This window comes from Kitasatospora sp. NPDC094028, from assembly GCF_049543595.1.
In the GTDB taxonomy this organism is placed as follows: Bacteria; Actinomycetota; Actinomycetes; order Streptomycetales; family Streptomycetaceae; genus Kitasatospora.
This window is the reverse complement of record NZ_JBMVFA010000022.1, coordinates 18589-32486: the sequence shown is the minus strand read 5'-3', so window position 1 is coordinate 32486 and position 13898 is coordinate 18589. Positions and strand designations below refer to the sequence as shown.

The 13898-nt window shown below is 73.6% G+C and carries 13 protein-coding genes; 9 read left to right on the top strand and 4 right to left on the bottom strand.

Annotated elements, in window-relative coordinates; translation table 11 throughout:
- Positions 1-63 precede the first annotated feature (63 nt).
- A complete protein-coding gene (locus ACPC54_RS27575; protein ID WP_498968565.1) occupies positions 64-1422 on the top strand; it encodes an NAD(P)/FAD-dependent oxidoreductase in 1359 nt (452 codons plus the stop codon).
- A gap of 61 nt (positions 1423-1483) precedes the next feature.
- On the opposite strand, the gene ACPC54_RS27570 is transcribed toward ACPC54_RS27575, so the two are convergent.
- Together ACPC54_RS27570 and ACPC54_RS27565 are read right to left on the bottom strand one after the other, a co-directional pair.
- The gene (locus tag ACPC54_RS27570) at positions 1484-2677 is read right to left on the bottom strand and encodes a GDSL-type esterase/lipase family protein (RefSeq protein WP_498968564.1); all 1194 of its coding nucleotides are present in this window, start codon (positions 2675-2677) and stop codon (positions 1484-1486) included.
- A 159-nt stretch (positions 2678-2836) separates the two neighbouring features.
- On the bottom strand, positions 2837-4174 hold the full coding sequence (locus ACPC54_RS27565; RefSeq protein ID WP_498968562.1) for an aminotransferase class I/II-fold pyridoxal phosphate-dependent enzyme: 1338 nt from the start codon (positions 4172-4174) through the stop codon (positions 2837-2839).
- A gap of 35 nt (positions 4175-4209) precedes the next feature.
- Here ACPC54_RS27565 and ACPC54_RS27560 point away from each other — a divergent pair, with 35 nt between their 5' ends.
- From ACPC54_RS27560 to ACPC54_RS27535, 6 genes are all read left to right on the top strand, one after another.
- The gene (locus tag ACPC54_RS27560) at positions 4210-4878 is read left to right on the top strand and encodes a pyridoxamine 5'-phosphate oxidase family protein (RefSeq protein WP_498968561.1); all 669 of its coding nucleotides are present in this window, start codon (positions 4210-4212) and stop codon (positions 4876-4878) included.
- A 14-nt stretch (positions 4879-4892) separates the two neighbouring features.
- Positions 4893-5597: an FMN-binding negative transcriptional regulator gene (locus ACPC54_RS27555; protein ID WP_498968559.1), complete on the top strand. Its 705-nt coding sequence runs from the start codon at positions 4893-4895 to the stop codon at positions 5595-5597.
- A gap of 223 nt (positions 5598-5820) precedes the next feature.
- Positions 5821-7155, top strand: coding sequence for a sugar porter family MFS transporter (locus ACPC54_RS27550; protein ID WP_498968698.1), 1335 nt, complete (start codon positions 5821-5823; stop codon positions 7153-7155).
- Between the two features lie 56 nt (positions 7156-7211).
- Positions 7212-7913: a dienelactone hydrolase family protein gene (locus tag ACPC54_RS27545; RefSeq protein WP_498968558.1), complete on the top strand. Its 702-nt coding sequence runs from the start codon at positions 7212-7214 to the stop codon at positions 7911-7913.
- A gap of 62 nt (positions 7914-7975) precedes the next feature.
- A complete protein-coding gene (locus tag ACPC54_RS27540) occupies positions 7976-9262 on the top strand; it encodes an MFS transporter (protein WP_498968557.1) in 1287 nt (428 codons plus the stop codon).
- Positions 9263-9361: 99 nt separating this feature from the next.
- Entirely contained in the window at positions 9362-9889 is a 528-nt protein-coding gene (locus ACPC54_RS27535) for an HAD domain-containing protein (RefSeq protein WP_498968555.1), read from the top strand.
- Here ACPC54_RS27535 and ACPC54_RS27530 read toward each other — a convergent pair.
- A complete protein-coding gene (locus ACPC54_RS27530; protein WP_498968554.1) occupies positions 9867-10655 on the bottom strand; it encodes a CPBP family intramembrane glutamic endopeptidase in 789 nt (262 codons plus the stop codon). The genes ACPC54_RS27535 and ACPC54_RS27530 overlap by 23 nt on opposite strands.
- Before the next feature lie 77 nt (positions 10656-10732).
- Positions 10733-12235, bottom strand: coding sequence for a glutamate-cysteine ligase family protein (locus ACPC54_RS27525; RefSeq protein WP_498968552.1), 1503 nt, complete (start codon positions 12233-12235; stop codon positions 10733-10735).
- Positions 12236-12599: 364 nt separating this feature from the next.
- Between ACPC54_RS27525 and ACPC54_RS27520 the strand changes: the two genes are divergently transcribed.
- Together ACPC54_RS27520 and ACPC54_RS27515 are read left to right on the top strand one after the other, a co-directional pair.
- The gene (locus ACPC54_RS27520; protein WP_498968550.1) at positions 12600-13172 is read left to right on the top strand and encodes a hypothetical protein; all 573 of its coding nucleotides are present in this window, start codon (positions 12600-12602) and stop codon (positions 13170-13172) included.
- 407 nt (positions 13173-13579) lie between these two features.
- A complete protein-coding gene (locus ACPC54_RS27515) occupies positions 13580-13771 on the top strand; it encodes a DUF5999 family protein (protein ID WP_498968549.1) in 192 nt (63 codons plus the stop codon).
- Positions 13772-13898 lie beyond the last annotated feature (127 nt).

Below are 13898 nucleotides of genomic sequence, written 5' to 3'. Positions count from 1 at the left end.
GAGTGTGGCGGGCAGTAACAGGGGGCCCGCACGGTACGACCCACACGGCAAAAGGGATGAGCGATGGAACGACCTCGGATCCTGATCGTGGGCGGCGGCTTCGCCGGCCTGGAGTGCGCCCGCCGCCTGGAACGCAAGCTCGCGCCCGCCGAGGCCGAGATCTCGCTGGTCACGCCGTTCGGCTATCAGCTCTACCTGCCCCTGCTGCCGCACGTCGCCGCCGGCGTGCTCACCCCGCAGTCGGTGGCGGTCTCGCTGCGCCGCTCGCTGCGCCGCACCCACATCGTGCCCGGCGGCGCGATCGGCGTGGACCCGGCGTCCAAGGTGTGCGTCGTGCGGAAGATCACCGACGAGGTGGTCGCCCAGAAGTACGACTACCTGGTGCTCGCCCCCGGCAGCGTCACCCGGACCTTCGACATCCCGGGCCTGACCGACTACGCCCGGGGCATGAAGACGCTGGCCGAGGCGGCCTACGTCCGCGACCACGTGATCGCCCAACTCGACCTCGCCTCGGCCACCCTGGACCAGAAGGAGCGGGAGTCCCGGCTGCAGTTCGTGGTGGTCGGCGGCGGCTACGCGGGCACCGAGACGGCCGCCTGCCTGCAGCGCCTGACCACCGCGGCCGCCCGCCGCTATCCGCGCCTGGACGCCCGGCAGATCAAGTGGCACCTGATCGACATCGCGCCGAAGCTGATGCCCGAGCTCGGCGACGCGCTCGGCACCGCCGCCCTGGAGATCCTGCGCGGCCGCGGCATCGAGGTGTCGCTCGGCGTCTCGGTGGCCGAAGTCGGCGCCGAGTCGGTCAAGTTCACTGACGGCCGGGTGCTCCCCTGCCGCACCCTGATCTGGACGGCCGGGGTCGCCGCGAGCCCGCTGATCGGCACGCTGGACGCGGAGACGGTGCGCGGACGCATCGCGGTGACGGCCGAGATGCGGGTGCCGCAGTTCGAGGGCGTGTTCGCGCTGGGCGACGCGGCCGCCGTCCCGGACCTCGCCAAGGGCGACGGCGCGGTGTGCCCGCCGACCGCCCAGCACTCCGCCCGGCAGGGCCGCGCGGTGGCCGACAACGTGATCGCCGCGCTCCACAACCAGCCCCTGGAGCCCTACTACCACAAGGACTTGGGCCTGGTGGTCGACCTCGGCGGCAAGGACGCGGTGTCCAAGCCGGTCGGCGTCGAACTGCGCGGGGTGCCCGCCCAGCTGGTGGCGCGCGGCTACCACCTGATGGCGATGCGCACCAACGCCGCCAAGTTCCGGGTCGGCGCGAACTGGCTGCTGAACGCGACCGCCGGGGACGACTTCGTCCGCACCGGCTTCCTTGCTCGCCAGCCCGCCCGGCTGCAGGACTTCGAGTACACCGACGCCTATCTGACGCGCGATCAGGTCCGCTCCCACGCGCAGGCGTTGCTCGCCAAGGGCTGAGCCGCCGCGACGACGACCGCCCCCGACCGAGCCGGTCGCGGGGCGGCCGCCTGCGGCCCGGTCAGCTCGCGGTCAGGTACATCCCGCTCGCGTCCTGCCCGGCCGTGTTGCGGCACGCGTAGTTGCCGGTCGCCCGGGCCCACAGCTGGGCCAGACAGCTGCCGACTGCCTGCTGGCCGTAGTAGTCGGGGTGCATCGACTCCTGCAGCGCGCCCTGGGTGGTGTTCAGCCCGCCGTCCAGGAAGCGCGCCCACTCACCGGTGGCCGCGGACGGACCGGAGGTCGCGGTCGGCTGCTGCGCGGAGGTCGAGCACACCTCATGGCCCTGCAGCATGTTCGACAGGTCCAGGAACTGCACCCCCTTGGCGGCCGCGACTCCCGCCAGCGCCTTGGAGATCTGCGGCACCATCGAGTCACGGGCCCAGTCGGCGTCCGCGTTCCAGAACGGGCAGCCTCCGGTGTTGGACCGGGTCCAGCCGCTCTCCGGGTAGCGCATCTCGGTACTGCGCGGGATCGGCGAGGGGTACGACTGCAGCACCAGCCGGTAATCCGTCTGCGCGTAGCCCGCGTTGCTCATCACCGCACGGATCTCGTCGATGGACTTGCCGACCCCGGCCATCGCGGCCGGCATCTTCGCATCGATCGCCGACTGCTGCGAGTCGTGGCAGTACGAGTACCAGATCAGGTAGTCCTGAACGCAGTTCGAGATGACGTCGGAGAAGCCGAGGTCGTTGCCCCCGATCGACAGCGTGATCAGCTTGACGTCGTTCTGCGCCGCCACGGTGGCGAGCTGGTCGGCCTGCGGGGCCTCGCCCTTGTACGCCTGCCCGCCGTTGCTCGCGCGGAAGATGTTGCTGCTGACCGCGCCGGAGCAGGCCAGGTTGATCCGGTTCTGGGCGATGCCCTGGGCGCTGATCACCTCGGCGACGTCGGAGCGGTCGCAGCCGCTCGCCGCCGTCGCGCCGTAGACCAGGCTCGGGTCGTACGAACTGCCGGTCCAGGCCCGGTCGGTACCGGTCCGACTGCCGGAGGAATCGGCGGAGTTGCCCTTCCACCGGCCGGCCTCGCCGGAGATGTAGCTGTCGCCGAGCGTGACGCTGGCGGTCGGCCCGCTCGGAGCGGCGGCCGGCGCGGCCGAGGCCGGCGTGGCGACGGCCAGGCCGGCGGCGGCCAGTGGGAGGGCGAGGGCTGCGCTGAGCAGCCGTCTGGCGAGTCGAGAGGTGCTGCGAGTGATGCTCGAACCGTTTTCGGGCACGGCGAAGGCTCCTGCGGCTCGGTCTCCCCGCGTGTGGGGACGGGGAGACGCCTGAGGTGTGAGGGAAGGCCGCCGGCCGGTGGCGCCAAGAAGATGGCATGACAACTCGGCCGGGCGCCAGGCCCGTGCAGCAGGTTTCCCAGTTTGTTACCGGCGGGTTCAGACCAGCCGGGAGCCGCCACCGTCCGTTCCCAGCACGGCCGCGAGATCGTCGGCCAGCCGTTGCGCGTCCGAGACCTCCAGCGTGGCCGTGGTGAGCCGCAGCCCGGGCGGGGACTGGATGCGGTAGCGCGCGCCGGGCGCCGCGACCCAGCCGCGCTGCACCAGCGCGGCCAGCGCGGAGGTCTCGTCCGGCACCGGCACCCAGACGTTGAGCCCGCTCTCCCCGTGCGCCTCGATGCGGTGCGCCGCCAGTGCCGCCAGCAGCGCGTCCCGCCGGGCCCGGTACGCGGCGGCCACCTGCGCCGGCGGCGCCGCGTCGGCGCGCCACAGTTCGGCGACGGTGCGCTGCAGCAGGTGGCTGACCCAGCCGGCGCCGAGCCGCAGCCGGCCGGCGACCCGGCCGACGGTCTCCGCGTCCCCGACCGCCACCGACAGCCGCAGGTCCGGGCCGTAGGCCTTGGCGGCCGAGCGCACCACCGTCCAGCGCCGGGGGCCGGAGCCGGCCAGCGGGTGGTACGGCTGGTCGACCATGCCGTGCCCGTGGTCGTCCTCGATCAGCAGCACCTCGGGGTGCCCGGCGAGTACGGCCCGCAGCGCCTCGGCCCGGCCCGCGGTGAGCGCGGCGCCGGTCGGGTTCTGCGCCCGGCTGGTGACCACCACCGCGCGGGCGCCCTCGGCCAGCGCCGCGGCCAGCGACCCGGGCAGCGGGCCCTCGTCGTCCAGCCGGACGGGCGCGGGCCGCAGCCCCATCGCGGGCAGCAGGTCGAGCAGACTGCCCCAGCCCGGGTCCTCGACGGCCACCGCGTCGCCGGGGCGCAGCCAGGCGCCGAGGGTGCGCTCGATCATGTCCAGCGAGCCGGAGGCGACGGCGATCGGGCCACCGGGCAGCCCGTCCGCCTCGAAGGAGGCGCGGGCGAGTTCGAGCAGCACGGGATCGACGGCCGCGTGCCCGTAGAGCACCGGTTCGGCCCGGGCGGCCTCGGCGGCGGCCGCGAGGGCCGGGCCCAGGTCGGGCAGCAGGGCCGGATCCGGGTTGCCGCCGGCCAGGTTGCGGGCGTGCGGGGGCACGGGCACCTGGATCTGGTCGCGCGGGGTGAGTTTGGGCCGGGGCAGGATCCGGCTGCCGCGGCGGCCGGCCGTCTCGATCACGCCGCGGTCGCGCAGCAGGCGGTAGGCGGCGGCGACGGTGTTGGGGTTGACGCCGAGTTCGGCGGCGAGGTCGCGCAGCGGGGGCAGCGCGGTTCCGGGGGCGAGGCGCCCGCTGCTGACGCCCTGCTCGATGTGGGCCGCGATTTCGCTGGCGCGTCGCCCTTTCAGCGGATAGTCTCCTAGCACAAAGCAGATTATGCACTAGTACAACGAGGTTTGTCATGTCGGCCAGCTCAGACGGCACTCCCGCCTACGCCCGCACCCCGCGGACCACCCCCACCCGCTACAAGGACCGCGCCACCTGGGAGCAGGAGGCGATCCACGCCGTCCTGGACGAGGCCTACATCTGCCACCTCGGCTTCGTCGCGGACGGCGCCCCCGTCGTCCTGCCGACGATCTACGCCCGGGTCGGCAGCCGGCTCTACATCCACGGTTCCACCGGCAGCCGCCCGCTGCGCGCCGCCACCGACGAGCAGGGCCTGCCGGTCTGCGTCACCGTCACCCTGGTCGACGCCCTGGTCCTCACCAAGTCCGCGTTCAACCACTCGGTCAACTTCCGCTCGGTGGTCGCCCACGGCACCGCCCACCAGGTCACCGACCCGGCCGAGCTGGACGTCGCGCTCGCCGCCCTGGTCGACCACGCGATACCCGGCCGCTCCGGCGAGGTCCGCCCGGCCAACGCCAAGGAGCTGGCCGCCACCGCGGTCATCCGGCTGGAGCTGGACGAGGTCTCCGCCAAGTCCCGCGCGGACGGCGCCGGCGACGACCCGGCGGACCAGGACCTCCCGCACTGGTCCGGCCTGATCCCGGTGACCACCGTGCACGGCACCCCCGTCCCGCACGACGCGTCCGTCCCGCTCCCCGCGCACCTGCGCACCTACCCCCGCTGACGAGGAGCACGACCATGCTGATCCGCTCCTGGGACCGCGGCGACGAGGACGAGTGGCGCGCCTGGGTCGCCGAGGGCCGCGACTTCGGCCTGCTGGCGGCCAACGGCGCCCCCGGCGAAGGCCCGGTGCTCGTCCCCACGCACTTCCTGCTGGACGTCGAACGCGGCGAGATCCTGCTCCACCTCGCCGCCCCCAACCCGCTGCTGGCCGCCGTCCGCGCCGACCCGCAGGTCACCCTCGCGGTCACCGACGGCTACGCCTTCGCCCCGAGCCACTGGCGCGGCGCACCGGGCACGCCGACCAGCTACTACGCCTCCGTGCACTTCCACTGCACCGCCGAGGTCGTCACCTCGGCCGCGGGCAAGGCCGAGATCCTCAACCGCCAGCTGGCGCACTTCCAGCCGGAGACGCCCGAGGTCCGGGTGGTCCCCGGCGAGGGCGAACTGGCCCGCCAGCTACCCGGTCTGAGCGGCCTGCGGCTGACCGTCCGCGAGGTGCGGGCCAAGTTCAAGTACGACGACAAGAAGCCGGCCGAGACGCAGCTCGCGCTCGCCGACCGGCTGGCCGAGCGGGCGGCCGGCCCCGGCCGCGCCCGCGACCAGTACGCGGGCGCCCGCACCCAGCTGCTGCGCCGTCACCGCAGGCGCGCCGAGCGCGCCGAGCGCCGGGAGGAGAGCATCCGCGCCCGGCGCGCGGAACGCGCGCCCGCCGCCGGCTGACCCCGGATCACCCCGGATCGCCCCGGATCACCCGGCATCACCCGATCGGTCCCCACCGCCGGGCGGGGCCCGGGGCCCGCTGTTCGAATGTGAGACGAATCGTGCCCACTCCGCCGCCGGAGCGGGCCCGTCCACTCGGGGAGCACGCTTGTCCACACTCAACAGCCGGCGGGCCGGCGAGACCCACCTCGGCCACGTGGTCTTCATCTCCGCGGCCGCCGCGATGGGCGGGTTCCTGTTCGGCTACGACAGCGCGGTGATCAACGGCGCGGTGACGGGGATCCAGAGGCACTTCGCGGTGGGCCACGGCACCACCGCGTTCGTGGTGGCGATCGCCCTGCTCGGTTCGGCGGCCGGCGCGGTGGCCGCCGGCCGGCTCGCCGACCACCTGGGCCGGGTCCGCACGATGCTGCTGGCCGCGGCCCTGTTCGCGGCCAGCGGCCTCGGCTCGATGTTCCCGCCGAACATCGAGACCCTGGCCACCTGGCGCGTGGTCGGCGGCGTCGCGATCGGCATCGCCTCGGTGATCGCGCCGACCTACATCGCCGAGGTCGCGCCCACCGCCTACCGCGGCCGGCTGGCCTCCTTCCAGCAGATGGCGATCGTGCTCGGCATCACCGTCTCCCAGCTCGCCAACTGGGCGCTCAACCAGGCCGCCGGCGGCGAGTCCACCGGCCACCTCGGCGGCATCCAGGCCTGGCAGTGGATGCTCGGCGTGGAGACCGTCCCGGCCCTGGTGTACGGGCTGATGGCGCTGGCGATCCCGGAGTCGCCGCGGTTCCTGATCGCCGACCACCGCGAGGCGCAGGCCCGCAAGGTGCTGGTGGAGGTGGAGGGCGCGCAGGTCGACCTGGACGCCCGGGTCGCGGAGATCCGCTCGGTACTGGAGTCCGCGCACAAGCCCCGGCTGACGGACCTGCTCGGCGGGCGGTTCGGCCTGCTGCCGATCGTCTGGGTGGGCATCGGCGCCTCGGTGTTCCAGCAGTTCGTCGGCATCAACGTGATCTTCTACTACTCCTCCTTCCTGTGGCAGTCGGTCGGCATCAACGAGTCCAACTCGCTGCTGATCAGCCTCTCCACCTCGATCATCAACGTGATCGGCACGGTGATCGCGATGGCGCTGGTGGACCGGATCGGCCGCAAGCCGCTCGCGCTGGCCGGCTCGACCGGCATGGCGGCCGCGCTGGGCACCGCCGCCTGGGCGTTCTCCTACCGGCACGGCACCGGCGACACCGCGACCCTGGACAACACCCACGCCACCGTCGCGCTGGTCGCCGCGCACGTCTTCGTGCTCTGCTTCGCCTTCTCCTGGGGCGTGGTGGTCTGGGTGCTGCTCGGCGAGATGTTCCCCAACCGGATCCGCGCGCTCGCCCTGTCCGTCGCCGCCTCGGCCCAGTGGATCGCCAACTGGGCCATCACCGTGAGCTTCCCGGACCTCGCCGACTGGAACCTCGCGGCGACGTACGTCATCTACGCGGCCTTCGCGCTGCTCTCCATCCCGTTCGTGGCCTTCGCCATCAAGGAGACCAAGGGCCGCGCCCTGGAGGAGATGGGCTGACGGCCCGCCCCCGTACGCACCCACGCCGCACACGGCCCGACCACCGCGAGGAACCCATGCCTGACCAGGGCGGCTCCCGGCAGAACGTCACCTTCCCGAGCAACGGCCGCACCGCGCACGGCTACCTGGCCCGCCCGCCGCAGGGCGTCGGCCCCGGCCTGGTGGTGGTGCAGGAGTGGTGGGGCCTCACCTCGCACATCGCGGCGATGGCCGACCGCTTCGCCGCCGAGGGGTTCACCGTCCTCGCCCCCGACCTGTTCGGCGGCGCCACCACCCACGACCGCACCGAGGCGGCCCGGTTCAAACGCGAACTCCCGGTCGAGCGCGCCGTCGAGGACCTCGCCGGCGCCGTCGACTTCCTGCTCGGGCTGGACGGCGTGGTCGGCGACGCGGTCGGCGCGGTCGGCTTCTGCATGGGCGGCGGCTTCGCCCTGCTGCTGGCCGCCCGGGCCGGCGACAAGGTCGCCGCCGTGGTGCCGTTCTACGGCCTGCCGCCCGACCCGGACTTCGACTACCGCGGCCTGACGGCCCATGTCCTCGGCCACTTCGGCGAGTTGGACGGCTCCATCCCGATGACGGCGGTCGACGAGGCGGCGATCCGGATCGGCGAGGCCACCGACGTCCGCCCCGAGATCCACTTCTACCCGGCCGGGCACGCCTTCATGAACGACGAGAACCTGATCGGCACCCACGACCCGCTGCAGGCCCGGATCGCCTGGCGCCGCACCCTCACCTTCCTCTGGGGCCACCTCGGCTGAAACCGGTCGTCACGCATGAAAACCCCGTGGACACCTGTACGAACTCCGGCCATAGTCACCGGGTGCCGACCCCCACTCCCCCGCACCCCACCGCCCCGCACCCGCGCCGGACCGCCTGGGCGAGCCGCAACTTCCGCATCCAGACCGCCGCCACCGTGGTCAGCGGGCTCGGCAACGCCGGCGCCCCGATCGCCACCGCCTTCGCCGTCCTGAACGCCGGCGGCGGCACCACCGAGGTCGGCTACGTCACCGCCGCCCGCCTGCTGCCCACCGTCCTGTTCCTCGTGGTCGGCGGCACCCTCGCCGACCGGCTGCCGCGCCACCACGTCATGGTCGCCGCCAACCTGTTCAGCGCCGTCTCCCAGGCCGTCCTGGCCGCCCTCGTACTGGCCGGGCACGCCCGGCTCTGGCAGCTGCTGCTGCTCTCCGCCGCCGGCGGCGCCGGGTACGCGCTCTACTCCCCCGCGGCCGGCGGGATGATCATGCAGGCCGTCCCCCAGGAGCACGCCGCCCGCGCCTTCTCGGTCTTCCGGATGGGCCAGAACGCCGCCCAGATCGGCGGCGCCGCGCTCGGCGGCGCGCTCACCGCCGCGGTCGGCCCCGGCTGGGTACTCGCCCTGGACGCCCTGTGCTTCCTGGCCGCCTCCGCACTCCGCTTCCTCCTCGAACCGGAGCGGGCCCCGGCACCCTCCGGCGGCGGCATGCTGCGCGATCTGCGGGACGGCTGGCGGGAGTTCGTCTCCCGCCGCTGGCTCTGGGTGATCGTGCTGCAGTTCGCCGTCGTGGTCGCCTGCGTCAACGCGGTCGAAGCGGTCTACGGGCCCGCGGTGGCCAAGGACCGGCTCGGCGGCGCGGGCGCCTGGGGCCTGGCGATGTCCGCCTACGGGGTCGGCCTGGTGGTCACCGGGCTGCTGATGGTGCGCTGGCGCCCCCGCCGCATCCTGCTGGTCGGCAACTGGGGCGTGTTCCTGTTCGGCGCGCCCGCCCTCGCGCTGGCCGTCGCCGCGCCGCTGCCGGTGCTGATCGCCGCGATGTTCCTCTCCGGCGTCGGCGTCACCGTCTTCGGCGTCAACTGGATGGTCGCGCTCCGGCAGGAGATCCCGGAGGAGGCGTTCTCCCGGGTCTCGGCCTACGACGAACTCGGCTCCCTCTCGCTGGCGCCGGTCGGCACCGCGCTGGCCGGCCCGGCCGCGGCCGCGCTCGGCCTGTCCGGCGCGCTCTGGGCCTGTGCCGTGCTCTGCCTGCTGCTCGGCGCCGCCGTCCTGGTCGACCCGCAGGTGCGCCGGCTCTCCCGCCGGAGCACCACGGACGCACCGGAGGCCGTCCGGGAATCCGTGCCCGCGCCGTGAGCGCCCGTGCGCCCCGCGTGCGCCCGCCGAAAAGCAACCATGGATGGTTCCGGTTCGTCCGACCAAGGAGGAAACACCTTTCACCTGGGGGCCCTACCAGTGCCGAAGCCACTGCTGTTCCTGGACGTCGACGGCGTCCTCAACCCGGTCTGCCCGCATCCGGACGCCGGGTTCGACACCCACACCCTGCTCGGCTACTCCGTCCTGCTCTCCGCCCGGCATGGCCGCTGGCTGCGCGAACTCGCCGGCAGTTACGAACTCGTCTGGGCCACCACCTGGGAGGAGCACGCCAACACCCACATCGCCCCGGCGATCGGCCTGGACCCGCTCCCGGTGGTCCGCTTCACCGGCTACGTCCCGCAGCCGGGCGATCCGCGCGTCCCGCTGATGGAGCTGTTCTCCGCCGCCAAGTGGGCCCCGCTGCTGCGCTACGCCGCCGGCCGCCCGTTCGCCTGGGTCGACGACGTGATCCCGACCCGGCTGATCCGCAACTCGCTCTGGCGCCGCGACCGCCTGCTGCTGCGGATCGACCCCGGGCAGGGCCTGGAGCGCCGGCACGTCGACCGGCTGCTGGGGCGCCCGCCGCGCGAGCCGTCGCTCCCGCTCAGGGGGTCGGCAGCCAGCTGACGTGCCCGGCCAGCAGCGCGTACCCGACGAAGGCCACCGTGTCGATCAGCGCGTGCGCCGCCACCAGCGGCATCACCCGCCCCCAGCGCCGGTACAGCAGGCAGAACACGGCGCCCATCACCATGTTGCCGACCAGCCCGCCGACCCCCTGGTACAGGTGGTACGAGCCGCGCAGCACCGAACTCGCCACCAGCGCCGCCGGCCAGGACCAGCCCCGCTGCCCCAGCCGGCGCAGCAGGTAGCCGAGGACGACGACCTCCTCCAGGATCGCGTTCTGCCAGGCCGACAGCACCAGCACCGGCACCCGCCACCACACGTCCGGCAGCCCCGAGGGCGCCACAGTCAGGTTGTACCCGGCCGCCTGCGAGGCCAGGTACAGCGCCAGCCCGGAGCCACCGATCGCCGCCGCCACGGCCGCGCCCCGGCCCAGGTCGCGCAGCTTCTGCCCGAGGTCGAAACCCAGCACCCGCAGCGCGGCGCCCTCGCGCAGCAGCAGGTAGCCGACCAGCACCACCGGCATCAGCCCGCGCCCGATGTAGTACAGCTGCCACACCAGGTCCAGCCAGGGCCGGCCGGGCGCGCGGGAGCCGTTCAGCGTGGCGACCTGCTGGCCGAGCTTCAGCGGTTCGGTCAGCGAACCGGCGAAGCTGATCAGCGCGCTGATCCCGCTGGCGCCGAGCGAGAGGCCGAGCACGATCAGCAGCTCCGCGCCGAGCAGCCGGCGAGTGGGCGTCGCCGTCTCCGGCTCGCTCGGGGCGGTGGTCACGGGGGCTCCAGACAGGCGGTCGTTCCCGCGGCCGACCGGCCGCGGGAACGATCATCCTGGCACAGCCGGGGTCGCGCTCAGCCCACCGGCCAGGTGTGCACCGGCTCGCCGGCGCGCATCAGCTCGGCGTAGCGGCGGGTCATCGCGGCGAGCGCGGCCGGCCGGTCCATCCCGTACCGCTCGCGCAGCCGGTGGAAGGTCGCGCTCTGCCAGGCCGCGCCGTTGGTGCGGCGCAGGCAGCGCTGCTCGATGATCCCCAGGTAGCGGTCCCGGTCGGCGGCCTCGACGCCCCACTCGTCCAGGCCCTGGTGGGCCATCGGCAGCAGCTCGTCCAGCACCAGGTCGACGGCGGGCACCGTCTGCAGCCCGCCGCGGCCGCCCCGGCCGGAGCGCGGCCAGTGGAACACCGCGTCGATGCCGTACCGCGCGCCCTGCCGGAAGTTCTCGTCCGCCCGCTCGAAGGGCAGCCGGGTCCACACCGGCCGGGGCTGCGAGGCGAGCACCCGGACCAGCCCGTAGTAGAAGGCGGCGTTGGCCAGGGTGTCGGCCACCGTGGGCCCGGCGGGCAGCGCCCGGTTCTCCACCCGCAGATGGGCGACCCCCCCGGCGATGTCGTACACCGGCCGGTTCCAGCGGTAGATGGTGCCGTTGTGCAGCCGCATCTCGGCGAGCCGGGGCGCGCTGCCGGAGGCCAGTGCCTTCAGCGGGTCCTCGTCGTCGCAGATCGGCAGCAGCGCCGGGAAGTACCGCAGGTTCTCCTCGAACAGGTCGTACGCCGAGTCCACCCAGCGCTCGCCGAACCAGGTGATGGGGCGCACGCCCTGGGCCTTGAGCTCGGCCGAACGGGTGTCGCAGGCCTGCTGGAACAGCACCGGCCGGGTCTCCCGCCACAGCTCCCGGCCGAACAGGAAGGGCGAGTTGGCGCCGAGCGCGAGCTGCGGGCCGCAGATCGCCTGGGCCGCGTTCCACACCGAGGAGAACCGCTGCGGCGTCACCTGCAGGTGCAGTTGCAGCGAGGTCGCGGCCGCTTCGGCGACCATGGTGATCGACTCCAGCTGCAGGTGCTCGACGCCCTCGATGTCGAGCGCGATGTCCTCGCCCCGGGCGGCCAGGATCTGGTCGCTGAGCAGGCTGTAGCGCTGGTTGCCGCTCATCGCGTCCAGCCCGGTGTGGGCGTGCTCCAGGGTCGGCAGGATCCCCACCATGACGATCCGGGCGCCGGCCTCGGCGGCCTGCCGGTCGGCGTAGCGCAGCCCGGTGTCGATCTCCTCGCGCAGTTCGTCGAAGACATGCCCGCACAGCCGGTGCGGGGCGATGTTCACCTCGATGTTGAAGCGGCCGAGCTCGGTCTGGAAGTCGCTGGAACCGATCGCGCTCAGCACCTGCGCGTTGCTCATCACCGGCAGGCCCTGGTCGTCGGCCAGGTTGAGTTCGATCTCCAGGCCCATCACCGCCCGCGGCCGGTCGAAGCGGTTCTCGTCGAGCATCCGCCCGAGCGCGTCCTGGCACGCCTGCAGCTTGCGTCGGTACAGCTGCCGGTCCGCCAGTTCCGCTCGCGTGGCCACGACCTTCTCGCCCACGGTCCCCTCCTCCAGAGCCACCGGCCGTCGAATCGTGCAAGCATCATGCCCACCCCGAAGATCGATACCCGAATGCTCGTACTGGCTTGCAATGCAAGGAATCTGACGGTGATTCACCAAATCAATCGACTTGCCCGGCGCCACCGCCTGTGATAAACAGGTCACCCTGCGCACCTGTTCGATGAAATTCGCACTGCGCTCCGGCCGGTCGGTTCCCGCCCCGAGTCCTCGTCGACGGCGGCGACCGCGCCGGCACCGCGATCATGCACAACCGGACACGGCCAGTCCCGTCAGCGCTGACGCACCGCGCCACGCCGGTATGCCGCACTCGCACGCCGATCTCGCACGGAGGGCGGACCCCGCCATGACTCTGCAGACCCCCCAGCCCCCACCGAGCGCCCTGCGCGCCGTCCTGGGCGCGCTCGACTCGCAGACCGCGCTGCGCCAACCGGCCGCCGCAGCGCTGCTCCATCCGACCGGACCGCTGCTGCCCGCCCACCCCCTGGCCGTCCACGTCCTGGACGGCCCGCGCGCCGAGCTGTCCGCCGCCCGCCGGACGGGCTGGCGCTTCCTGATCAAGGACGGTCCCGAGGTGGCGGCCGCCGCCGAGGTGGTGCAGAGCGCCGAGGGCCACACCTTCTCCCACTTCACCGCCGGCCCCTACCTCGACTCGACGGTCCGGGCGCTGCGCCAGGCCTGGCAGCTCGCCCAGGGCTCCCGGGCCCAGTGCCAGCCCCGGCTGCTCACCTTCCCCGGCCAGTACGCGACGGCGCTGTGGCTGCACAGCCCCGAGGCCGGCCCGTCCGCCGACCTGCTGATCCCGCTCGCCCCGGCGCCGCTCGGCGTCACCGCGCACCGCGCCCAGCCGGCGGCGGAGTTGCTGCCACTGCTCGCCCGGGCGCCACTGACCCGGCCACTGCTGCTCGGCTCCTCCTGAACCCACCACCGCCACACGGCCGCCGGGCACCATCGCCCGGCGGCCCTCTGTCGTGTCCACGACCGCCCGCCCGCCACTCGAACGGCACTCACCCGGACGGGCCATTGCGGATGGCCCCGCCGGGCCATCCGCCGAGTGACCCACCGGTGCGCGGATTCCGGCTCGGCCCACCTGAACGGGTGATCTCTACCCGGGAGTTGTGGCGCATGTCACGAAATGCCTGCGCGCGCGTCCGCAGATGCCGACACTGGGAACCAGCGTGGAAGGACCCCTGTCCTACCCACTTGAGCGCTGGTCCACACCTGGCCGGCGCACGGACAGAATCCGGCCACCGCGGCGGTTCCCGACGTTCGTTCGTCGGCGGCCGCATCACGGGGAGGATCGCAGAGCGAAGCGAGGGTACGCGTATGTGCCAGCACCGTCCTGAGTGCCCATCGGCCGAGTCGGAGGACCGCGAGGCGGCCGTGCCGATGGCCTGCCACCCGGAGCAGGGCTGGAGCCTGCTCTGCAACGGCGTCGTCCTGTTCGAGGACACCGGAGAGCTGCTGCCCGACGGCCGGGTGATCGCCCCGCGCCGCCCGGTCGCCCACGCGGCCTGACCGCGCGGCGGGGGCAGCCGCCGAACGCAAGGGGGAACCGGCAGGGCCCCGGCGAAGCGTTTCGCCGGGGCCCTGCCTCGTGTCCGTACCGATCGGCCCGTCGCCGATCAGCCCGTCAGCCGATCAG

Bases quoted from the DNA above. Each gene is read 5' to 3' on its own strand.
- ACPC54_RS27560 (WP_498968561.1), top strand. From the start codon at position 4,210: ATGTCGGCCAGCTCAGACGGCACTCCCGCCTACGCCCGCACCCCGCGG.
- ACPC54_RS27520 (WP_498968550.1), top strand. From the start codon at position 12,600: ATGACTCTGCAGACCCCCCAGCCCCCACCGAGCGCCCTGCGCGCCGTC.
- ACPC54_RS27550 (WP_498968698.1), top strand. From the start codon at position 5,821: ATGGGCGGGTTCCTGTTCGGCTACGACAGCGCGGTGATCAACGGCGCG.
- ACPC54_RS27575 (WP_498968565.1), top strand. From the start codon at position 64: ATGGAACGACCTCGGATCCTGATCGTGGGCGGCGGCTTCGCCGGCCTG.
- ACPC54_RS27555 (WP_498968559.1), top strand. From the start codon at position 4,893: ATGCTGATCCGCTCCTGGGACCGCGGCGACGAGGACGAGTGGCGCGCC.
- ACPC54_RS27515 (WP_498968549.1), top strand. From the start codon at position 13,580: ATGTGCCAGCACCGTCCTGAGTGCCCATCGGCCGAGTCGGAGGACCGC.
- ACPC54_RS27545 (WP_498968558.1), top strand. From the start codon at position 7,212: ATGCCTGACCAGGGCGGCTCCCGGCAGAACGTCACCTTCCCGAGCAAC.